The organism is Xanthobacteraceae bacterium (assembly GCA_019454205.1).
In the GTDB taxonomy this organism is placed as follows: Bacteria; Pseudomonadota; Alphaproteobacteria; order Rhizobiales; family Xanthobacteraceae.
The window spans coordinates 1,313,307-1,332,444 of sequence record CP075369.1 but is presented as its reverse complement, the minus strand read 5'-3'; the positions used below and the strand labels follow the sequence as shown (position 1 = coordinate 1,332,444).

Annotated in this window: 22 protein-coding genes; 11 read left to right on the top strand and 11 right to left on the bottom strand. The window is 60.4% G+C overall.

Annotated features, from left to right (window positions below; all coding sequences use genetic code 11):
• Positions 1-24: 24 nt before the first annotated feature.
• Entirely contained in the window at positions 25-885 is an 861-nt protein-coding gene (locus tag KF794_06570) for a lysophospholipase (protein ID QYK46333.1), read from the bottom strand.
• A gap of 294 nt (positions 886-1,179) precedes the next feature.
• Here KF794_06570 and KF794_06565 point away from each other — a divergent pair, with 294 nt between their 5' ends.
• Together KF794_06565 and KF794_06560 are read left to right on the top strand one after the other, a co-directional pair.
• A complete protein-coding gene (locus KF794_06565; GenBank protein ID QYK46332.1) occupies positions 1,180-1,902 on the top strand; it encodes a Crp/Fnr family transcriptional regulator in 723 nt (240 codons plus the stop codon).
• A 58-nt stretch (positions 1,903-1,960) separates the two neighbouring features.
• The gene (locus KF794_06560; protein QYK46331.1) at positions 1,961-2,791 is read left to right on the top strand and encodes a patatin-like phospholipase family protein; all 831 of its coding nucleotides are present in this window, start codon (positions 1,961-1,963) and stop codon (positions 2,789-2,791) included.
• On the opposite strand, the gene KF794_06555 is transcribed toward KF794_06560, so the two are convergent.
• Positions 2,788-3,492, bottom strand: coding sequence for a fumarylacetoacetate hydrolase family protein (locus tag KF794_06555; protein QYK46330.1), 705 nt, complete (start codon positions 3,490-3,492; stop codon positions 2,788-2,790). The two genes, KF794_06560 and KF794_06555, sit on opposite strands and share 4 nt — an antisense overlap.
• 241 nt (positions 3,493-3,733) lie before the next feature.
• On the opposite strand from KF794_06555, the gene KF794_06550 reads away from it, so the two are divergent.
• Positions 3,734-3,895 carry a DUF1127 domain-containing protein gene (locus KF794_06550; GenBank protein QYK46329.1) on the top strand — a complete coding sequence of 54 codons (162 nt, stop codon included), beginning with the start codon at positions 3,734-3,736 and terminating at the stop codon, positions 3,893-3,895.
• A gap of 76 nt (positions 3,896-3,971) precedes the next feature.
• Here KF794_06550 and KF794_06545 read toward each other — a convergent pair whose 3' ends face one another.
• Genes KF794_06545 through yajC form a run of 5 tightly spaced genes read right to left on the bottom strand, consistent with a single transcriptional unit; the run spans position 3,972 to position 8,138 of the window.
• A complete protein-coding gene (locus tag KF794_06545) occupies positions 3,972-4,805 on the bottom strand; it encodes a squalene/phytoene synthase family protein (protein QYK46328.1) in 834 nt (277 codons plus the stop codon).
• 3 nt (positions 4,806-4,808) lie between these two features.
• Positions 4,809-5,192 (bottom strand): hypothetical protein, encoded by a 384-nt coding sequence (locus tag KF794_06540; GenBank protein QYK46327.1) that lies wholly within the window; start codon positions 5,190-5,192, stop codon positions 4,809-4,811.
• Positions 5,189-6,202, bottom strand: a complete 1,014-nt coding sequence (gene secF, locus KF794_06535) for a protein translocase subunit SecF (GenBank protein ID QYK46326.1) — start codon at positions 6,200-6,202, stop codon at positions 5,189-5,191. The genes KF794_06540 and secF overlap by 4 nt, the downstream gene beginning before the upstream one ends.
• Positions 6,163-7,755, bottom strand: a complete 1,593-nt coding sequence (secD, locus tag KF794_06530; protein QYK46325.1) for a protein translocase subunit SecD — start codon at positions 7,753-7,755, stop codon at positions 6,163-6,165. Before secD ends, secF begins: the two co-directional genes overlap by 40 nt.
• Before the next feature lie 50 nt (positions 7,756-7,805).
• The gene (yajC, locus tag KF794_06525; protein ID QYK46324.1) at positions 7,806-8,138 is read right to left on the bottom strand and encodes a preprotein translocase subunit YajC; all 333 of its coding nucleotides are present in this window, start codon (positions 8,136-8,138) and stop codon (positions 7,806-7,808) included.
• A gap of 192 nt (positions 8,139-8,330) precedes the next feature.
• Between yajC and KF794_06520 the strand changes: the two genes are divergently transcribed.
• The 4 genes from KF794_06520 (at position 8,331) to KF794_06505 (ending at position 13,910) form a co-directional block, all read left to right on the top strand.
• On the top strand, positions 8,331-9,209 hold the full coding sequence (locus tag KF794_06520; protein QYK46323.1) for an ATP-binding protein: 879 nt from the start codon (positions 8,331-8,333) through the stop codon (positions 9,207-9,209).
• A gap of 4 nt (positions 9,210-9,213) precedes the next feature.
• Positions 9,214-10,209 carry an NADP-dependent oxidoreductase gene (locus tag KF794_06515; protein QYK46322.1) on the top strand — a complete coding sequence of 332 codons (996 nt, stop codon included), beginning with the start codon at positions 9,214-9,216 and terminating at the stop codon, positions 10,207-10,209.
• A gap of 155 nt (positions 10,210-10,364) precedes the next feature.
• Positions 10,365-12,491, top strand: a complete 2,127-nt coding sequence (locus KF794_06510; protein QYK46321.1) for a TonB-dependent receptor — start codon at positions 10,365-10,367, stop codon at positions 12,489-12,491.
• Between the two features lie 6 nt (positions 12,492-12,497).
• Positions 12,498-13,910, top strand: a complete 1,413-nt coding sequence (locus KF794_06505; GenBank protein QYK46320.1) for a serine hydrolase — start codon at positions 12,498-12,500, stop codon at positions 13,908-13,910.
• 60 nt (positions 13,911-13,970) lie between these two features.
• On the opposite strand, the gene KF794_06500 is transcribed toward KF794_06505, so the two are convergent.
• From KF794_06500 to KF794_06490, 3 genes are all read right to left on the bottom strand, one after another.
• Positions 13,971-14,213, bottom strand: a complete 243-nt coding sequence (locus tag KF794_06500; protein QYK46319.1) for a hypothetical protein — start codon at positions 14,211-14,213, stop codon at positions 13,971-13,973.
• Between the two features lie 108 nt (positions 14,214-14,321).
• Complete coding sequence (locus KF794_06495) at positions 14,322-15,539, bottom strand: MFS transporter (GenBank protein QYK46318.1); 1,218 nt, start codon at positions 15,537-15,539, stop codon at positions 14,322-14,324.
• A 350-nt stretch (positions 15,540-15,889) separates the two neighbouring features.
• The gene (locus KF794_06490; protein QYK46317.1) at positions 15,890-16,093 is read right to left on the bottom strand and encodes a hypothetical protein; all 204 of its coding nucleotides are present in this window, start codon (positions 16,091-16,093) and stop codon (positions 15,890-15,892) included.
• A 145-nt stretch (positions 16,094-16,238) separates the two neighbouring features.
• Here KF794_06490 and KF794_06485 point away from each other — a divergent pair, with 145 nt between their 5' ends.
• The 4 genes from KF794_06485 (at position 16,239) to KF794_06470 (ending at position 17,928) form a co-directional block, all read left to right on the top strand.
• Positions 16,239-16,598, top strand: a complete 360-nt coding sequence (locus tag KF794_06485) for a DUF427 domain-containing protein (protein ID QYK46316.1) — start codon at positions 16,239-16,241, stop codon at positions 16,596-16,598.
• An 80-nt stretch (positions 16,599-16,678) separates the two neighbouring features.
• Entirely contained in the window at positions 16,679-17,110 is a 432-nt protein-coding gene (locus KF794_06480; GenBank protein QYK46315.1) for a DUF4189 domain-containing protein, read from the top strand.
• Between the two features lie 14 nt (positions 17,111-17,124).
• Positions 17,125-17,580, top strand: a complete 456-nt coding sequence (locus KF794_06475; protein ID QYK46314.1) for a DUF4189 domain-containing protein — start codon at positions 17,125-17,127, stop codon at positions 17,578-17,580.
• Positions 17,581-17,694: 114 nt separating this feature from the next.
• Positions 17,695-17,928, top strand: a complete 234-nt coding sequence (locus KF794_06470) for a hypothetical protein (GenBank protein QYK46313.1) — start codon at positions 17,695-17,697, stop codon at positions 17,926-17,928.
• 19 nt (positions 17,929-17,947) lie between these two features.
• On the opposite strand, the gene KF794_06465 is transcribed toward KF794_06470, so the two are convergent.
• Entirely contained in the window at positions 17,948-19,111 is a 1,164-nt protein-coding gene (locus KF794_06465; GenBank protein QYK46312.1) for a LysM peptidoglycan-binding domain-containing M23 family metallopeptidase, read from the bottom strand.
• Positions 19,112-19,138 lie beyond the last annotated feature (27 nt).

The window sequence follows — 19,138 nt, the reverse complement described above, 5'->3', positions numbered from 1 at the left end:
CCCCATAGAGTCATCGCCCGGCCATTACCTGCGGTCGATCAGGACGTCGGAAGACTCCGGCAGCAGCCAGTTTCTCAGGTCTGCAAGCACATTCGAGCGATCCGGCTCTCGCTCGTTATATATTTCGTGCCAAAGCCCTTCGTAGATCTTCAAGGTGCAGAGCTTCGGCTTCATGCGTTCCGCAAACAATCTCGCGCCTTTGACATCCACCAGTTGGTCGGCACCAGCTGCCTGAACCAGAACAGGAATGTCGAGGCTTCCGGCGTCGCGTATGGCGCGCTCGCCTGCGTCGAGAATGAAGGCCGCGAGGCGTGGTGTAATCTGCGCATGGTTCAGCGGATCGGCTTTGGCATCCGCCAGCACGGCTTCGTCGTGCGAAATTTTGTCGAGCGGCAAGCCGTGCGGGATCGCGAGGTTCGGCAGAACCATCGCCGCAGCGCGCGTGAAAACTTGCATGAACCCGCCAAGCCGGGAGAGCAATCCCGGCGAAGAAAGGATCAAGGCGCCCGGAGAAACCCATCCGCCGGTCGCGGCGCGCGCCACGATAGCACCGCCCATACTGTGACCCAGTAACAGCGGCCTTCTCGCCTCACCTTGGACGCGTTGTTCTTCAGTCAGCGCTTCGAATACGAGTTTCAGATCATCCAGAAGCGCATCCGTATGAGGGATCGCTGCACGCTTCCCGCCGGACAGACCGAAGCCACGATGATCGTAGGCCCAGACATCGAAACCGATTTCAGTTAGCAGCTTCGCGACGTGAGTATAGCGGCCGCCATGCTCGCCAAGACCATGAACGAGCAGGATCGAGTGCCTGATGATCTGGCTTTCCTTGCGCAACCACTTGCGCAGGTGGAGCAGAGTACCGTCTGCAGCCTTGATTTCCATCGGGCTTACCCTTCAGCGCCGTTAGTTCCGCGTAAGGAACCCGACTCAAGGGTTCCGCGTTTAGGTACCGAACCCGATGCCTTTTCCTATTCCGCGCAGACATCGTGCTGCCGGTATGAGTGATTTCCAGTTTGTCCGCTAGCGGACCGACGGCAATTCTTCGTGCCCGCTAGTATTTCCCTGTCTTCACGGATTCGAAGACAGCCCTGCCCGCTTCAAACGAAGGGGCACCCCGGGACGGTCGGTCATCACTCAGGGTCAAGGCTCAACGCGACACGAGTCAGGAACCCATTGATGCTGAAATCCCGCGCTGAAGCGCGAAACTATTTGCTCGAAAGTATTCCGCAACAGGAATACGCGCTGCTTGAACCGCATTTGAAGGAAGTCCCGCTCAAACAGGGACTGATCCTCCATGAGCAAGGCGACGAGATCGAGCAGGTCTATTTCCCGAACAGCGGTATGGTTTCGGTCGTTATCGTGCTGGCCGACGGCGAACAAAGTGTCGAGACGGCGACCGTAGGCCGCGAAGGCGCGGTCGGCGCAATTGCCGGCCTAGGACCGCGCAAGTCTACCGCCCGCGCCATCGTACAGGTCGCTGGCAACGCGGTGCGTTTGCCGGCGCGGCAATTGCAGAATGCGGTTACGCGCAGTCCTTTCCTCCGCGATTTCATCGTACGCTATCAGGAAATGCTGCTGCATCAGGCGCAGCAATCGACGGCCTGCAACGCATTGCACGAAGCGCGGCCGCGTCTTTGCCGCTGGCTGCTGCAGACCCATGACCGTCTGGACAGCGACGTGATCGCGCTTACCCAGGAGTTCCTCGCACAAATGCTCGGCGTGCGCCGCACGACCGTAACCGAGTTGGCGAGAGGACTGCAAAAGAACGGACTGGTCCGCTACAAGCGCGGGAAGATCGAGGTGCTCGACCGCGATGGGCTGGAGGAATGTGCCTGCGAATGCTACGGCGCGATCCGCAAGCAAACCGCGCATTACTTTCCGCGCGTACCGCAGGGCTAAATCCCTTTCCGTAACGTCACGCTTCCGCACCGCCATACCTGCGGTGTAGGAAGCAATCATGTTCGATGCCATCTGTTTCGCCGGGGGCGGCAATCGCTGCTACTGGCAGGGCGGCTTTTACGAGGCCGCCAGCGAGAAGATCGACCTCAAGGCACCGTTGGCGACCGCGGCCAGCGCCGGCTCGTTTGCGCTATGTTATTCGCTGCTCGGTCTAGGCCCGAAAGTGCGCGAGCTGATCGTTGCCGGTTGCGGACCGCATGTGAAAACCATCGACTTCCGCAACTGGCGTGTGGGCAAGCCGCTGTTCTCGGTCGGCCCGATGTATCTCGATCTTTTGCGTAGCGTGCTGGACGATGCCGTGCTCGCAAGATTGCAGGAAATCTCCGACATCCGGATCGCGGTGGCGCGTCTCCCGCGCGGCGTGCCGCCTATCCTCGGCGCCATGGCAGGAATTGGCGCCTACCAGATCGAGAAGAAGCTGTTTCACCCCGTACACCCGACCTTCGGGCGCAAGCTCGGCATCCGGCAGGAGTTCGTCGCGGTCCGCAACCTGAAACGCGCCAGCGAATTGCACGACCTCATCATCGCCAGCGGCGGCGTGCCGCCGTTCATGCCGGTGACCAAGATTGGAGAGCGCCCCGCGTTCGACGGCGGGCTGGTCGACAACGTCCCGGTACTGCCGCTCGGACCGGTCGAATCTGCGGGCGGCAAGACGCTCGTGCTGTTGACGCGGCAATATAAAACGCTGCCGCAGGTGAAGGGCCGCCGTTACGTGCAGCCGTCGGAGCCGATCAAGGTCAAGCAGTTCGACGTCCGCAATCCCCGCGGCATCCTTGCCGCCTACGAACTCGGTCGCAAGGATGGCGCAGCGTTCGCCGCGTCGCTCTAGACTTTCACGATCTTCAAGGAGAGATCAGGCAAGCCCGCAATCCGCGCGGTGAGCGTATCGCCTGGCACCACTGCGCCGACATTCTCCGGCGTGCCTGACAGCAGCAGGTCGCCCGGCATCAACTCGAAATACTCGGAGAGCTTCGCGATCTGTTCCGCTACGCTCCAGGTCATTTGCGAAAGATCGGCGCGCTGCTTCACCTCGCCATTCACGCTCAGCGAGATTTCACCCTTGAGAAACGGACCGGTTTCGCTTGCCGGATGGATCGGGCCGATAGGCGCGCCAAAATCGAAGCCCTTGCCGATGTCCCACGGCTTCTTCTGGTCCTTCATGTCGCTTTGCAGGTCGCGCCGCGTCATGTCGAGGCCGACCGCGTAGCCGAACACGCAATCGAGCGCTTTCTCAGCAGGGATATTCTTGCCGCCCTTGTGGAGTGCTGCGACGAGTTCGACCTCGTAGTGATAGTTCTTCGTCAGCGTCGGGTACGGGTGGTCCGCCACCTGCCCCGGCATCACGACCTGTACGGCATCGCTCGGCTTCTGGAAAAAGAACGGTGGTTCCCGATTTGGGTCCGATCCCATTTCGCGGGCATGAGCCGCGTAATTCCGGCCGATGCAGTAGATGCGGCGAACGGGGAAAAATTCAGCACGGCCTGCGACCGGCACGGCCGGGCGCGGAATATCGAACAGAAACTTGGACATAGAGGAATAATCCGGTGCGTTGCGCTGCCTGCCTATCGCGCTATCGCGCCGGACACCAGCCAGCGCCGCATCGCAGCCTTGCTGTTTTCACATTTCGGTAATGATGGCATGCAGTTATCGCATTGCAGCAATGAACAGGTTCCTCTTACGCAGGTGCAGCAATCGCATTAGCTTCTTTTCACGAACAGACGCGATTCACCTGCGCAAATGCACAGGAACGGGTCGTGAATAGGAGACCATCATGCTGCTCGGTTATCTTCTTCGCCAATACCGCCGCTGGCGGGAATACCGCCGCGCTTACAACGAGCTGGCTTCGCTCGACGACCGTATGCTGCGCGACATTCACATCAACCGCAGCGAAATTCCGGGCATCGCCCGTCAGGCCGCGCTGACCATCAACTAAGCGCCACCTAAGCCTACTCTCTCAAGACAATGATGCCCCGGCGTTCCTCCCCGCCGGGGCTTTTCTTTTGCCCCCATCAGATCGTCTCGAACCGCGCGGTACGCCACAGCACGAACTGCTTCCGCAACTGGGAAAGCTCGATGCGTGACGTGAAGGGTTCATAACCGGGCTTTTCCATCTGGCGCAGATAAAGCGGAATGAAAGGCGCGCGCAGCAACGCTGCGCGAACGGGACCGCGAACGAATTCGAGTTTCAGCGCATCGTAATCCGTCGAGATTTTCTTTCGTAGCGCAGCGAGCGCGTTTTTGATCGCGTCCGTGCCATTCCCGGCGAGAACGTCGGCGACTGCGCCGCCATTCCTTTCAAGGATATCAACCGGAATGAAGACACGGCCCTGCGATGCGTCCTTGGCCACCGTGCGAAGCTTTTGCATCAGGCCGCTGGCACGACCGAACAGGAAGGCGGCGCGGGCTTCTCTTGCGGCGGCCTGTGCATCAAGAATCCGCATAGCGAGACCAGCGATAGCGCCAGTAGTCGCATCGAGAAACTGATCGAGCGCCGAGAGAGACGGCATCGGCTCTCCCGAAAGATCGAATTCGTGCGCATCGACAAAACTGGCCAGCACGTCGCGCGGCAAGCTGTGTTTTTCGATTGCCGCTGTAAGCGCCTCCAGCACCGGATGCTCGGCAGGTGCGTTCTTTCCTTCGAGCGCATCTCGCCACCATTGCAGCCGGATCTGTCCCACCATCGGCTCGCTGACGGCATCGGCGACGTGACCAATCTCTTCGGCGAAAGCATACAACGCGAACAAATGCGGACGCGCTTCCGCGGGTACGAACAGGGTTGCCAGAAACAGGTCGTGGTCGCGCTGGCGGATGACTTCTTCGCAGAAAGCGAACGGGCCGTTCATCGCCTAATGAGCCGCGATCAAAGCGGCGGCAACACGGCGGCCTTCGTCGAGCAGAACGTTATACGTCGAGGCCGCGCCGCCGGTCGGCTGCATGTCTACGGAAATCTTCGCTTCGTTCAGCCGCAAACGCAGCGCCGGCGAAAGGAACGCGGGGTCGCGGCCGGAACCGATCATCAGGAGGTCGATCTCGTCCTGCTCGGCGAATAGGCGGGCGAGGCTCGCGGCGTCGATTTGTGCCGCATCCGTTACCGGCCAGGCGTAGATGCCACTGGGCACGATCAGCAGCGAACCGCGATGCGACATTCCGGCAAAGCGGAAGCCGCCCTGCCCGTAGGCGTCGATGGGCGCACGGCCCGGATAGTGCGGTTGGTCGCGGCTGACGCTCACGGGCGCGCGGGCGCGCCCGCAACAGAGGGAGACGCAACCTTGTCGCCCGCTTCCCGGCCATGCCCAACGCCGAGGTACATCAGCATCGGCGCAGCAATGAAGATCGACGTATAGGTGCCGACCAGCACGACGCCAAAGGTCATCACGGCAGCGAAGCCGTGGATCGCGCGCCCGCCCCAGATCAGCAGCGCGATCAGCGCGAGCGTCACGGTGACGTGGGTGATGACGGAGCGCGAAAGCGTCTGGTTGACACCTTCGTTGATGAGTTGCGCGATCGGCATGCGCTTATACTTGCGCAGCAATTCGCGGATGCGGTCGTAGATCACGACGGTATCGTTCAGCGAGTAGCCGAGAATGGTCAGCAGCGCGGCCATCGAGGTCAGGTCGAAGTCGATCTGCGTCACCGCCATGAAGCCGATGGTGAGTGCAATGTCGTGCACGTTTGCGATCATCGCGCCGAGCGCGAACTGCCATTCGAACCGGAACCAGAGATAAATCAGGATGCCAATGATCGCGACGCCGAGGCCGACGATACCGTAGCCGAGCAACTCGCCGGATACGCGGGGACCGACCACCTCGACGCGGCGATATTCGACAGTATCGCCGAGCGCGGCGCGCACCTTTTGCACTACGGCCTGCTGGGCTTCGTCGCCGCCGGGTTGCTGGGCAACACGGATCAGCGCTTCGTTATCGCCGAACTGCTGGATCTGCACTTCGCCGATGCCGAGCTTTTCCAGCGTAGCGCGCATCGGCGCGATATCGACCTTGCCGGACTTCGCCTGCACCTCGATCAGCGTGCCGCCCTTGAAGTCGATGCCCAGATTGAGGCCGTAGTGGAAATAGGCCAGCACAGCCAAGATCGACAGCAGCGCCGAAATCGGAAAGCTGAAGCGGCGGAACTGAAAGAAGTTGAACTTGGTGTCGTCCGGAACGAGACGAAGCAGCGGAATGCGCACGAGTTTTTCTCCGCCTAGATCGGCAGCGTCTTCGGCCGCCACCAGTGATACCACAGGGCGACGAGCAGACGGGTAAAGGTGAAAGCGGTGAACAGCGTGGTCAGGATGCCAAGACCGAAGGTGACGGCGAAGCCGCGCACCGGGCCGGTGCCGATCATGAACAGCACCACCGCGGCGATGAAGGTAGTGATGTTCGAGTCGAGAATGGTCGCGAGCGCGCGATCAAACCCAGCGTTCAGTGCGGCCAGCGCGGTTCTTCCCGCGCGCACTTCTTCGCGGATGCGCTCGTAGATCAGAACGTTGGAGTCGACCGCGATGCCGACGGTCAGCACGATGCCCGCGATGCCGGGCAATGTCAGCGTCGCGCCAAGCAGCGAAAGGATACCGATGATCATGCCGACGTTGATGGCAACCGCGATGTTCGCAAAGATACCGAACAGGCCATAAGTCGCGAGCATGAACACGATGACCGCGATCGAGCCGATCCATGACGCGGTAATGCCCGCGCTGATCGAGTCCTGACCGAGACCCGGACCCACGGTGCGTTCCTCGATCACGGTCAGCGGCGCCGGCAGCGCGCCGGAGCGCAACAGGATGGCAAGGTCGCTCGCCGACTGCGCGTTGAAGCTGCCGGAAATCTGGCCCTGCCCGCCGGGAATGTGCTGGCGGATCACGGGAGCCGAAACAACCTTGTTATCGAGCACGATGGCGAACGGACGGCCGACGTTGTCGCGCGTCGCGTTACCGAAGCGGCGTGCGCCGTTCGAGTTGAATCGGAAGTTGACGACCCACTCGCTGGTCTGCGGATCGCGGCCCGGCTGCGCATCGACCAGATCATCGCCGGTCACGATGACACGGCGTTCGATGACGTAAGCCTGCGGCGGGTTATCGGTGGAGAGCAGCACTTCGGCATCCGGCGGCGGGTTTTGCTGCGCCTGTTCCGGCGAAGTAGTGACGTCCACCATCCGGAATTGCAGCTTCGCGGTACGGCCGATCAGATCGATCAGGCGCTTCGGGTTATCGAGGCCCGGCACCTGCACGAGAATACGGTCGAGGCCCTGACGCTGGATCGACGGCTCGACGGTACCGACTTCGTCGACGCGCTTGCGAACGATCTCGATGGAGCGCTCGACGGCAGTGCCGATGTATTGCTTGATGCCCGCATCCGTCACGGTCAGGCGGATCAGGCCGCCGTTTTCGGCGACTTCGATATCCTGCACGTTGCTGCCGGCAAACACGCCAGTCAGCGGCGACGCGAGTTCGCGCAGTTTCTTCAGCGCTTCCGGAACGTCCTTCGGCTCGCGGATGCGAACCGAGACGACCATGTTCTGGAACGCGAGGTTGCTGTAGCCGATCTTGGCTTCGCGCAGCACGCGGCGGGTTTCGTTGTAGAGGTTCTCGACCTTTTCCTTGCGCACGCTGTCGGAGTCGACCTGCATCAGCAGATGCGAGCCGCCCTGCAGGTCGAGGCCCAGCACCATCTTGTGCTGGAGGATTTTCGGCAGCGCGTTGTAAGCCGCGGGCGAAAGCAGGTTCGGGATCGTGAGCGCGCAAATCGCGAGCGACAGCACGATGATCGCGAAGGCGCGCGTTCTAGAAAAATGCATCGGCGTTTCCCGAACTTATTTCGTCTGCGGCTAAGCTGCCGCAAATTATCTCAAGCGTCGTTGGCCGCAGGCTCGCCCTTGGCGCGCACTTCCGCGATCATCTGCTTGATCTGGCGAATCTTGGTGCCCTCGGCGATCTGGATTTCGACTTCGAAGTTGTCGACCACCTTGGTCACTTTGCCGATGATACCGCCATTGGTGACGATGGTGTCGCCGCGGCGGACGTTGTTGACCATTTCCTGATGCTGCTTGGCGCGCTTCTGCTGCGGGCGGATCAGCAGGAAATAAAAGATGATGAGAATGCCAATGAACGGCAGGAACTGGAGGATCGCATCGCTGCCGGAAGGGGCAGCGGCCTGGGCGTAAGCGGGGGTAATGAACATGGTTCCTCGGCGGTGAAAGGGAGCGGACCGTCAGGAGGAGGCCGCCAAATCGGGCGGGACTATACTTGCGAAAGCCCGGATTGCAACGGAATCAGCCCCTTTCCCGGCATTTCCGGCCTCCCAGAGCGAGGTATTTCCGGTTCTTGCCCGCGGCAAAGCCGCCCGCTATGCCGCCCGGAAAGGAAACAGCCCATGAACCGCCCCGCCTCCTCTGACACCGTCCTCGGCATGCTGGCAGACGCCCTCAGCAGAATTGCGGAGGCCGTGGAACGCTGGGCGCCGCCGGCCCCGTATAAACCCGATTTCGACGCCGCCGAGGCCTTCGTCTGGAACGCCGCGGCGAAGCGGCTGGATCCGGTGGCGAAGATCAACCGGGTGCAGATGAACCTGCTCAAGGGAATCGACCGGATGCGCGACACGCTGGTCGAGAATACCGAGCGTTTCGCCAAGGGCCTGCCCGCCAACAACGCCCTGCTCTGGGGCGCGCGCGGCATGGGCAAGTCCTCGCTGGTGAAGGCAGTCCATGCAGGCGTGAACGCGGAAACCAAGAACCTCAAGCTGATCGAGATTCACCGCGAGGATATCGAGTCACTGCCCTACCTGATGAACCTGCTTCGCGGCGCGAAAGAGCGCTTCATCGTGTTCTGCGACGACCTCTCCTTCGACGCCGACGACACCTCGTACAAATCGCTGAAGGCCGTGCTCGAAGGCGGCATCGAGGGACGACCCGACAACGTCATTCTTTATGCCACCTCGAACCGCCGCCACCTGCTCGCGCGCGAGATGGTGGAGAACGAGCGCTCGACAGCAATCAATCCCGGCGAAGCGGTGGAAGAAAAGGTTTCGCTCTCCGACCGTTTCGGCCTGTGGCTTGGCTTCCATCGCTGCTCGCAGGACGAATTCCTCGCGATGGTGAACGGCTACGTCTCGCATTTCAAAATCCCAATCGAGCCGGAAACCTTGCGCAGCGAGGCGCTGGAATGGTCGACTACGCGCGGTTCGCGTTCGGGGCGCGTGGCGTGGCAGTTTGTGCAGGATCTTGCCGGCCGTCTCGGCGTGAAAATCGGGTGACGCAATGACCAATCGCCAAATCCTTCTCGCCGAGACGCCGAAAGGCAAACTCGGCAGCGAACATTTCAAGCTGCAGAACGGCACAGTGCCGACGCCGAAGGACGGCGAAGTGCTGCTGAAAATTCGCCTGATCTCGCTCGATGCCGCGAACCGCGCATGGATGCAGGGCGCGACCTATCGCGAAGCAGTCGGCGCCGGCACGGTCATGGCTGGCGGCGCAATCGCGGAAGTGGTCGAGAGCAATGCGCCCGGCTTTTCGCACGGCGATCTCGTGTTCGCGGATACGGGCTGGCAGGAATATGCCGCCCTGCCCGCGAAGAAACTGCTCAAGGTCCCGAACATCCATCCGATGTCGCATCTCCTGAGCGTCTATGGCGTCGCCGGCCTTACCGCTTATTTCGGGCTACTCGACATCGGCAAGCCGAAAGAAGGCGAAACCGTCGTCGTCTCTGCAGCCGCCGGTTCGGTCGGATCGCTGGTCGGGCAGATCGCGAAGATCAAGGGCTGCAAGGTCATCGGCATCGCGGGCGGCAAGGAGAAGTGCGACTGGGTGAAGTCGCATCTCGGTTTCGACGAATGCGTCGATTACAAATCCGGTCCTGTGTTCAAGGCGCTGAAAACCGCCGCGCCGGACGGCATCGACGTCTATTTCGATAACGTCGGCGGCGAGATTTTCGAAGCCTGCCTTTCGCAGATGAAGTTGCACGGACGCATCGCCTGCTGTGGCGCGGTGTCGGCCTATGATGGCGCCGCTCCGGCGAGCGGCCCGCGGGGCATCCCCGGCCTGATCGTCGTCAAGCGGCTGCGCATCGAAGGCTTCATCGTGATGGATTATTATTCGCAGGCGATGAAAGCGATCGGGGAATTGCAAGGCTGGGTCGCGAGCGGAAAGCTCAAGGTCTACGAGGACATCCTCGAAGGCATCGAGAACACACCCAAAGCGCTGATCGGTTTGCTCGCGGGCGACAATCTCGGCAAGCGCATGGTGCGCGTGTCGTAAGCGAGGCCCCTACTTTTAAAACAGTCTAAAAAAGCAAGCGCGATAAGTCGCACTTCCGAACTTCGTCATTGCTACGGCTGCACGGCGGTATAAAAATGCCGTTACAGCCAGCCACGCCCGTCGTCGCCAGCAATAACAAATACCAAACGGGGGCGATGATGGGGCTCATCGGCTACCGCAAGCTGATGCTTGCGGGATGTACGGCTATATTTTCGGTACTGGCGATTCCCGCGCATGCGCAGATTGCGCTGCCTGAAATCACGATTTTCGGTGAAAAAGTCGATCGTCCGAGTATCGACGTCACGACCAGCGTCGGCGTGATCACCAGCGAACGCATCCAGCAAGAACAGATATTCGATTTTCACGACGCGCTGAATGCCGCAGCGAATACGCTTTCAACCCGCGCGAGCAGCAACAATGGCGGCATCACAATTCGCGGAGTCAATTCGGAAGGGCTATCGGGCAACCAGAACGCGGGCGCGGCTCCCGTCATCGCCGTCGTCGTAGACGGCGCTTTGCAAAACGCGGAAGCCGTTCGTCGTGGTCTGCGTTCCGTATGGGACGTCGAACAGGTCGAGGTGCTTCGTGGTCCGCAGTCAACGCTGCAAGGACGCAATGCAACCGCTGGCGCCGTTTTCATCAAGACGAAAGACCCGACCTTCAATTATGAAGCCATGATGGAACTGACTGCCGGCTCGCATAGCCTGTTCACGACCGGCTTCATGTGGTCCGGCCCGATCCTTCCGAACGAGCTGGCGTTTCGTGTTGCGGGGCAGCTCTATCGCTCGAATAACGACATCGACTATGTCGACCCCGCCAACAACGTGCTCGGCCAGGATCGCTTCGGCAACATTCGTGGCAAGCTGTTGTGGACACCATCCTCGCTGCCGGGCTTCCGCGCCCTATTCACGGTGGCGCATACCAACGACAAGCCGAGCGTGAATACGGTTTCAGGTCCCGACTATTTCGCGCGTATTTACGACACTCCCTCCACGCTACTCGATTATCGCTCCATCAAGACCAACAACTACATCTCAGATCTGTCGTACTCTTTCGGCCTGAACTACAAGCTGCGCAGCATCACGTCCTTCGCAGCGACCGACACGACGATAAACTCCGCGCCGGGCAACGCCTTTTATCTGCGCGACGATCTTCGCAAAGGCGGCGATTTTACCCAGGACTTCCGCCTGGAAATCGACAACAACGGAAACGGTCTCTCCGGCGTGCTCGGCCTGTTCTACGGGAAGTTCACGACCAAGCTGGACTCGCGCATCGAAATTGATCCGGCGCTGCTCGGCGGGCCGCCGCTCGGTCTTATCCCCTACCAGAACCTTGTCAGCGACTACGAAACGAAGAGCCTCGCCGCTTATGCCGATCTCCGTTACCGGATCGACCGGTGGGTTGTGATCGCAGGCGGACGCGCGCTCCGCGACGAAGTCGTGAGCACCGCAACGGGCGCACAGCTCGACCCGATCGGCTTCACCTACGTTCCCATCAACACGACCACCGACGACACCTTTAACGCATTCCTTCCTAAGGCTGGCCTTACCTATGACCTTACGCCGAAACAGACGATCGGCTTTACGTATTCGCCAGGCTATCGTGCGGGCTTCAGCGACGTGTTCATCTTTACGCCCGGGGCGCGCTACAACGTTCTGCCTGAAAGACTACACGCTTACGAAATCAGCTATCGCTCGCAATGGCTGAACGACCGCCTCGCATTCAATGCGAACTTTTTCTACTACGATTACAAGAACCAGCAGTTTGCATACGAACCCGGCCCACTTCCTGGCCTTGCGGTCATAACAAATGCGAACAGGTCTCACGCCTATGGTGCCGAGTTCGAAACGCGGTTCAAGGCAACTGACCGGATTACGGTCTATTCCTCGCTCGGCCTGCTGTTTACGCGCTTCGACGACTTCACGGTCCCGGCAATTGGTGGCGTCTATACCGGCAATCAATTCCCGGAAGCGCCCAGCTTCACACTCAACCTTGGCGGTCTTTATAAAGACCCGAACGGCTTCTTCACCGGCGCGAACGTCCGCTTTATCGACGGCTATTACAGCAACACCGACGTCGCCAATTCACCGCTTCGTTATGTCGGCAGCGCAACCATTCTTGACGCACGGCTGGGCTGGGAGTTCGCCAACAAGAGCACATTCACGCTGTTCGCGAAGAACCTGCTTAACGAGCGGTATTTGACCTACCTCTCGACCGGAGGGACGAACGCAGGCGTCGGTGACTCGCGCCAATTCGGCGTCTCCTGGGCGCTGAGGTACTGAGAGGCCGTGAATTTTCTCACACGCCTGATCTGGGGCACTCGCGGCGGCTGGCGCAGGCTGCTGCGGGTAACTCTGGTTCTATTGCTGACGGCGGCGCTTACCTACGGAACGCTATTCGCGATCAGTTGGTCACGGCTCCAGCACATCTTTGCGGCCAACAACGCTGCGATGCTGTGCGCCGGTATCTTCATCAGCGGACGTAGCGCGGAAGAAGTCGACCGGCAGTCGATCATCAAGGAAGGCTTCCGGAAGCGCATCTATGACGCCTTCAGCGTAAACATAGACAGGCAGAATGGTACGGTTACAGTCGGCGGTTCGCTGATCGCGCCGATTGTTGCAAGTTATCAAGGTGAACGCGGCTGCATACTTTCGCAGAAGGCCTTTCCTCCGGTAAAATTGCCGGTGCTTCAGCCTAAGCGCTTCGACAGCTTCACGGTCATCACGCGCGCAGAGCTTCCTGATGAAGCGGCGAATAAGCTCGACGCGGAGGTAGCGCGAAACTTTGCCGATCCCACGCACGCAACTCATGCGCTTCTCATCTACAAGAACAATATCCTGCTACGCGAGGCTTATGCGGCTGGGGGCGGCCCCGATTATCTTGCGGAGAACTGGTCGTTCGGGAAAACGCTGGTTGGCACGCTGGTCGGCCGCCTCATCGCGGAAGGAAAGCTTTCACTCGACGAGCCTATTGCAATCCAGCAATGGCCTGCAGGCAATCCGCGCCGTGGCATTCGGGTTCGCGATGCGATGGGCATGGCGGGCGGCCTGCGATTTACAACCGGCTACAAAACTTTCCCGTTGTTCGTGCAGGCCGATCACGGACTCGTCTACACCGATCTGGAAGATGCAGTGCGTTTCGTTGTCGATCGTCCGTTGCAACATAAGCCGAGCACGGCCGGAAGCTACAACAACGCCGACCCGCTTCTGCTTCTCGAATTCATCCGCCAGAAGCTAAACCTTTCGAATGACGGTTTACGCGAACTGATCCGTGAGAAAGTGTTTGCGCCAGTCGGCATGAACGTCGCGGTATCGACCGACCCAAAGGGTTTTCCCATCATCACCGGCTACGTCTTCGGTACGGCGCGTTCCTGGGGCAACCTCGGCCTTCTCTACGCCAACAAGGGGCGCCTGAACGGCCAGCAATACCTCGCCGAAGGTTTCGTGGACTTCGTCGGCACGCCCTCGCCCGGCTATCCCGGCGAGGCTTATGGCGGCATGGTCTGGCTCAACCGGCATGGCTTCTACAAATTTCCAAAGGAAGCACTCGTCATTTCCGGCGCAGGCGACCAGATCGTGATGATCCTTCCGGCGGATGGAATCGTGATCGTGCGGTTAGGCCATCGCAACAAATCCGCCACGACCCGTCAGACCTTCGACGACAGCTTCAAGAACATCGTCGAAATTCTTAAATCCTATTGAGCAAAGAAAAAGCGCCGGAAGTTTCCTTCCGGCGCTTCGTCATGAAAACGAAAAGTCAGCTTAACCGCCGACCGAGTCCTTCACGCACTTGTTGGTGAAGCTGGTCTTGGCTGCGCCAGCAAGCTTCTTGTCGGTCGCCTGCTTGTCGCACGACGTCTTGGCGTCGGTTTCGCACTTCTTGAGGAAGCTGGCTTTGGCGGCGCCGACGAGCTTCTTGTTCGCTACTTCAGCGCTGCAGCTGGCCTGCGCATTGGCGGCAGTCGCAGCGAGGGTCAGCGCGAACGCAAGGGCAAGGGTCTTCATTGCAGTTCTCTCCCGAGGCCCCCGGAACGATTCCGGGGTTGTCTCCATCCTAGCGGATTGCAGGATTTGGACAGGAAAAAGGCTGAGGAAAACTGTCCGCTTTTCTACTTATGAGAACGTCTTTTTCGGCCGGCCGGCAATCACGACGAGGGCCGCGATCAGATCAATACCCGCCGCCAGCCATAGCGCCTGTGCGTAGCCACCAAAGTAATCGTAGAGCCAGCCGAACAGTGCAGGCCCAAACGCCGAGGCAAAACCTATGGTCATCCAGGCGACGCCATAGATCGAGCCAAAGACCGCCGCGCCGAATTCACGGCGCACAATAATCGGTGACAACGTCGTGACGTTCCCCGTCGTCAAACCGTAAAGAATGCTCGCACCAATCAGCATCCAAGCCGAAGGCCACGCTGCTATCGCTGCGAGCGAGACGGATGCGACGAGCAGTACCGCGCAACTCGTTACGCGCAGATCGACCTGGTCTGCCCAACGCGCAAGCGCTACCCGGCCGAAAAACGCCGCAACCGCGGTGAGTGAAACGATGAACGCAGCACCATTTGTGCCAAGTGAAGGCACAGCAAGCGTAACGTGATGTGTCAGGAAACCAACCTGTACGCCAAGGCCTAATGCGAAAGCGATTGCCACGCTGATGAAAGCCGGAGTGCGCAATGCTTCCGCCCTGCTCCAGACACGCGCTGGCTTTTCCTTACCGGTTTCGCGGGGCGGCTCGCCATCGGGATAAAGACCCATATCCGCCGGGCTTTTGCGAAGCACGATAACGGCAAGTGGCAAAACGACGAGAAGGACCGAAAGCGCGCTGCAGATCATCGCCTGCGTCAGCCCGAGCCGCTCGATTGCAAAGATCAGGATGGGTGTGGAGGTCATGCCGCCGATGCTGGCACCCAGCATGGCACTCGACATGGCCCGTCCCTGATGCCGTTCGAACCACGGCGATAGCGTCGCGGTGATTGCCGTCACCGAAAGACACGAATAGCCGAGTCCGTTCAGAACGAACGCGGCATAGACGTGCCACTTCTCGCTGACGAAACCGAGGAAAGAGAGTCCGGCCGCCATCAACAACCCGCCGAACGTCATCACGATGCGCGGGCCATAGCGGCCGATGGCGGGGCCTACGAACAGCGCCGCAACCGACGAGAGCAAGACCGCGACCGTAATTGCCGAGGAGATCGAACCCACCGACCAGCCCCGGCTCTGGCTGATGGCATGCAAAAACACGCCAAGGCCGAAGATGCCAAAGCCCCAACTGAAGATTGCGATGACGAGACAGGCGGCAACAATGCGCCAGCCGTAAAAAATCGGGGAGTTCATGCCGGGATTAAGGTCCGCGATTCAGGTTGCGAACCATCGACCGGCCGGGACAGCCACGCAATACGTGCCGTGACGTCAGGCTAATGCCGACAGTTTTGACTAATTCAATGCAGGGTTTCGTTTAAACGCCGCACGGCAGGCTTCTGCGCTTTTGTCGGCGCATCCCCGCTCAGGTCGTAATGGCAGGAGATATCCCGCCAGACCTTCGAGATCCGGGCCCACTCCACGCGTGCCTCCAGGCTAAGCGAGGGGTCATTCGCTTTTCCTGCCGCCTCGATGGCACTGGCACGGCAATATCGATTTACACGCATATCGTTCAAACGCGCTGCCTACGGCTAGGTTCCACGTGCTCAGCGCCAGCGGCGCTGGTGGTGATAGGGGCGGACATGAAGCGGGTTCGCGGGGAACGGGTACAGGTTGCGCGTGCCGAGGAAATTCGGGTGGCGTGTGTCGTTGAAGATGTAAGTGTAAGGGTTGATGTGGCTCGCCTTTGCCGGAACGGAAAGAAGAACCGCCGAAGCGGCCAGCATCGCCAGAACCAAAGTTTTTCGCATGGCATTTCCTCCTGCGTGACTGGCATTCATTGAACCAATCAATAGCGGCGGAGTTCCGGCACTCAATTCACGGAGCAGTGCTTCACCGGAATGTTACCTGTGGTTCCCGCGCGCTGCGTATGCTCTGGAAAACAGGAATCAGCACATGCTCACGCCCGGCCCCGACCATCCAATTACCATCACAACCAACGGCAAAAGTGTTCGGGTCACCCTTGGGGGACAGGTCATCGCGGGAAGCACAAAGGCACTCCGCCTTCAGGAGAGTGACTACCCGGTAGTGTTCTACTTTCCGCGAGAGGACGTACGGACGGAGCTTCTGATCCCTACGCCTCACGTCACGCGCTGCCCGTATAAAGGGCAGGCCACTCATTTTACGGTCAGGGTGGATGTAAGCGAGAACGAGAACGCAGTTTGGTCTTATGAGAAGCCCTTTCCCGCGGTGCAGGAGATCGCCGGGCACCTCGCCTTCTATCGAAGCCGCGTAGACTCCATCTCGGAATTTTGAAGTCAAATTCTCTCGCGCTTTTTTCGCCGGTCGGCTACGCTCGCCGGGTTAACCCTCCCGTTTCACTAAAGGACTTCCAAATGAAACGTGCTTTGTTTGCTGCGCTCGTTCTTTCGGTCAGCGCCTTCGCTTCCGCCCCGGCCATGGCCGAAGGTGCGATCGCGGTCGGCATTCTCGATAACAACGCGGCCCGCGGTTATTCCGCCGGTTGGGCCGTCAATCAGCCGAACGCCGAAGCCGCCCGCAACCTCGCACTTCAGCGCTGCCGCGAAGAACAGAACGCGCCGGCGAACGTGAAGGCGCAGTGCCGCATCGTCAGCACCTTCCGCAACGAGTGCGTTTCGGTCGCCCTCGACCCGAAGGACGGCACGCCGGGCGCAGGCTGGGCGGTCGAACCGTCCCGTCAGTCGTCGGATCGTGCTGCGGCTTCCGCTTGCGAGCGCGTCGCGGGACGTGACCGCCAGGGCCAGTGCACGCTGGTGCGCGGCGCTTGCGACGGTGACGCGAAGTAAGTCCGGATAAAAACATGAATCGCAAACGCGGAAGCATCGTGCGTCACGGCATTTTTGCCGTGTCCATCGTTGCGTCCGCGTTTGCTTTTTCCGGCACGGCGCGGGCGGAGGGCGCACTTGCTCTCGGCCTGATCAAGGAAGACCTCTCCCGCGGCTTTGCGGCGGGATGGGGCACCAACTATCCGACCGCAGAACGCGCGAGTTCGGAAGCACTCACGCGGTGCCAAAACGAACAGACGGCGCCTCCGAATATCCGCGCGCTGTGCAGGATCATCGGCACCTTCCGGGACCAGTGCGTGAGCATTGCAATCGACCCTGAGGCCGGGGAAACCGGGACCGGTTGGGCTATTGCGCCTACCCGTAGCGACGCCGACGCACAGGCGCTTGCAGACTGCCGTAAAACCGCTGGACAGGGCCGCGAGCAATATTGCCGGATTGCGACCGGCGGATGCGACGGCAACGCCCGGTAAGGCCTGTTCATTCACTCACATGCAGGCGGCTTTGCCGCCTTTTTTATTGTCCGGCCGGAACTTCACGCCCTGCCCTTGCGTTACGGCTGCGATGCCAACGTGGGAGCGGTCGCTATGCGCGATGTGCTGGTGCTCTATCCAAAGTTTTCAGTTGGAGCGGCGCTGATGGCTGCCCTGCTGCTCGTGCTGCTGGGATTGACCTTGCTGCGCGCCGACGCAACAACGATTCCAAATGCTGCAGTGATGACAAACGACAGCACATCGAACACAGACTGCCGCGCCGATCACTGGCCCTATGCAGCGACCTGCGTGATGAACGGCCGCAAAATCCGCGTCATCAAATACTGACGGCAGCCGATAGGAGCGACTACGTTCCGCTCAGATGCTTTTCGGGATCGACCGGGTTCGAACCCTTGCGGATTTCGAAGTGCAACTGCGGCGAAGTCACGCCGCCGGTCTGTCCGGCTTTCGCGATGATGTCGCCGCGACGCACCTTCTGATCCTTTTTCACGTCGATCGTGCCGAGATGCGCGTAAGCGGTCACCCAGTTGTCGGCGTGACGGATCAGCACAAGGTTGCCGAAGCCCTTCAGCTCATTGCCTGCATAGGCGACCACGCCATCTTCGGAAGCATGAATCGGCGTTCCTTCCGGTACTGAAAGATTGATGCCGTCATTCTGCTGTCCGTTCGGCTTGCGGCCGAAGGCGGAGATGATGCGGCCACGAACCGGCCAACGGAAACCGGGGCCTTTATCGTTGTCTGCGCGCGGCGCTTCCGGGTTGCGTTGCGGGACCACGTTCGGACGAACGATGCCGACCGTCTCCGGCGCCGGGGGTGCTTCGTTATTCTGGATCGTCTGCACATTGGCGCGGCGCTGCGGCTGCACAACCGGCGGTGGCGGCGTCTGCGGAACATTGTTCACGACGGTATTGCTACCGCCCGGAATACGGACCTGCTGGCCGATGCGAAGCTGCGTGGCGAGCGTGAGATTGTTCGCGTTCGCGATCGCCTGCGGCGTAACCCTGTAACGGCGCGAGAGCGAATAGATGGTCTCGCCCGCACCAACCGTATGCAAAGAGGCGTTCTGCTGCACGGCCGGGGCCTGCGGCGCATTCGCAGCCTTGCGGCGCGGAATGACGAGGCGCTGACCCGGCTGGATCATGCTCGCGTTCTGAAGATTGTTGGCACGAAGGATGACGTCCGCAGGCACGTTGTGCTTGCGAGCGATGGAATAGACGGTTTCACCCGGCTGTACGGTGACGGCGGTGCCGCCATCCCAGCTCCAGCCGTTCTGAACAGCGGCCGTGTTCTGCGGCGCGTTGAGCTGCTGCTTCTTCGCCTGCGGCGGCGGCGCTGCTGGAACGGTAGCCGGACGGTAATTGCCCGGCGGCGGATTCAGCGGCTGCTGCTCGACCTGCGTACGCGGCGGCAGTTGATGACCGGGCACTTGCGCCTGGTTCGTATTGTTCTGCGGAACGGAGTTCGTAACTTCATTCCGTCCTTGAAACGGATTGGCGTCGAAACGGGTCACATCCGAACTGCACGCAGCGGCGGACAC

Coding starts and splice junctions, on each gene's coding strand:
- KF794_06570 (QYK46333.1), bottom strand. CDS start 885: ATGGAAATCAAGGCTGCAGACGGTACTCTGCTCCACCTGCGCAAGTGG.
- KF794_06565 (QYK46332.1), top strand. CDS start 1,180: ATGCTGAAATCCCGCGCTGAAGCGCGAAACTATTTGCTCGAAAGTATT.
- KF794_06560 (QYK46331.1), top strand. CDS start 1,961: ATGTTCGATGCCATCTGTTTCGCCGGGGGCGGCAATCGCTGCTACTGG.
- KF794_06555 (QYK46330.1), bottom strand. CDS start 3,492: ATGTCCAAGTTTCTGTTCGATATTCCGCGCCCGGCCGTGCCGGTCGCA.
- KF794_06550 (QYK46329.1), top strand. CDS start 3,734: ATGCTGCTCGGTTATCTTCTTCGCCAATACCGCCGCTGGCGGGAATAC.
- KF794_06545 (QYK46328.1), bottom strand. CDS start 4,805: ATGAACGGCCCGTTCGCTTTCTGCGAAGAAGTCATCCGCCAGCGCGAC.
- secD (QYK46325.1), bottom strand. CDS start 7,755: ATGCATTTTTCTAGAACGCGCGCCTTCGCGATCATCGTGCTGTCGCTC.
- yajC (QYK46324.1), bottom strand. CDS start 8,138: ATGTTCATTACCCCCGCTTACGCCCAGGCCGCTGCCCCTTCCGGCAGC.
- KF794_06520 (QYK46323.1), top strand. CDS start 8,331: ATGAACCGCCCCGCCTCCTCTGACACCGTCCTCGGCATGCTGGCAGAC.
- KF794_06515 (QYK46322.1), top strand. CDS start 9,214: ATGACCAATCGCCAAATCCTTCTCGCCGAGACGCCGAAAGGCAAACTC.
- KF794_06510 (QYK46321.1), top strand. CDS start 10,365: ATGATGGGGCTCATCGGCTACCGCAAGCTGATGCTTGCGGGATGTACG.
- KF794_06500 (QYK46319.1), bottom strand. CDS start 14,213: ATGAAGACCCTTGCCCTTGCGTTCGCGCTGACCCTCGCTGCGACTGCC.
- KF794_06495 (QYK46318.1), bottom strand. CDS start 15,539: ATGAACTCCCCGATTTTTTACGGCTGGCGCATTGTTGCCGCCTGTCTC.
- KF794_06490 (QYK46317.1), bottom strand. CDS start 16,093: ATGCGAAAAACTTTGGTTCTGGCGATGCTGGCCGCTTCGGCGGTTCTT.
- KF794_06485 (QYK46316.1), top strand. CDS start 16,239: ATGCTCACGCCCGGCCCCGACCATCCAATTACCATCACAACCAACGGC.
- KF794_06480 (QYK46315.1), top strand. CDS start 16,679: ATGAAACGTGCTTTGTTTGCTGCGCTCGTTCTTTCGGTCAGCGCCTTC.
- KF794_06475 (QYK46314.1), top strand. CDS start 17,125: ATGAATCGCAAACGCGGAAGCATCGTGCGTCACGGCATTTTTGCCGTG.
- KF794_06470 (QYK46313.1), top strand. CDS start 17,695: ATGCGCGATGTGCTGGTGCTCTATCCAAAGTTTTCAGTTGGAGCGGCG.